This window comes from Pseudaquabacterium pictum, from assembly GCF_005403045.1.
Taxonomy (GTDB): Bacteria; Pseudomonadota; Gammaproteobacteria; order Burkholderiales; family Burkholderiaceae_C; genus Pseudaquabacterium; species Pseudaquabacterium pictum.
Map to the genome: position 1 here is coordinate 1 of NZ_BJCL01000047.1, position 832 is coordinate 832.

General features: G+C 79.3%; 1 protein-coding gene. It reads right to left on the reverse strand.

What is annotated here, in order from left to right:
- Positions 1-832: flagellar hook-length control protein FliK (locus tag FFT10_RS27535; protein ID WP_174246158.1), on the reverse strand; the 832-nt coding region annotated here is incomplete at its 5' end.

Below are 832 nucleotides of genomic sequence, written 5' to 3' on the forward strand. Positions count from 1 at the left end.
TCAGGCCACCAGGTCGACCAGGCCGCGCTGGCTGCGCAGCACCGTGGCGCCGGCCTGCGGGTTGGCGTCGCCGGTGCGGCCGTTGTCGGCCTGGCGTGCCTGGCCCGGCTGCGGCTGTGCATCGCCCTGGCCCTGGCGGCCGGGCGTCTGCTGGAACACGCCGCCGCCGGCCAGCGTGAAGCCGGCGTCCTGCAAGGCGCCGGCCAGTGCCGGCAGCGAGGCCTCGATCACCGCCCGGGTGCCGGCCAGGTCGGCCTGGAAGTCGACGCGGGCAGCGCTGCCGTCCAGCGCGATCTGCACAGCGATCGGGCCCATCTCGGCCGGGTTGAGCTGCAGGCGCGCGGTCTGCACGCCATCGCGCACCAGCACGCTGACCTGCGCCCCCAGCGCCGCGCCGAAGCCGGGATTGTCCAGCGGCACCGGCACGCGGGCCTCGGCGGGCACCGTTGCCGCCACGCTGGTGGTGCCCGGCAGCGTGCTGCTGGCCGCGCCCGGCAGCGGCGGCAAGGCCTGCACGGTGGCGGTGGCATCGGCGGAAGGCAGCGGCTCGTTGCGCGCGGCTGCGGCCACGGCGGCAGCCTGGGCCGATGCGGCCCGTTCGCCCGCCACGGGCAGCGCCGGTGTGCCGGGCGCGGCCGGCTGGCTGGCCGCCTGCGGGCCGGCGCCCGGTGCCGGGTTGCCGGTGTCGGCCGGCAGGCGGATGGTGTCGGCGGCGGTCCGGTCGGTGCTGCGCGGTGCGCTGCGCTCGGCCGGTTCGCTGGCCAGGGCCGGGCCGGTGGCCGCCGGGCTGGTGCTGCGCGCCCGCGGCCCGGTGCCCTCGGTGCTGCTGGCG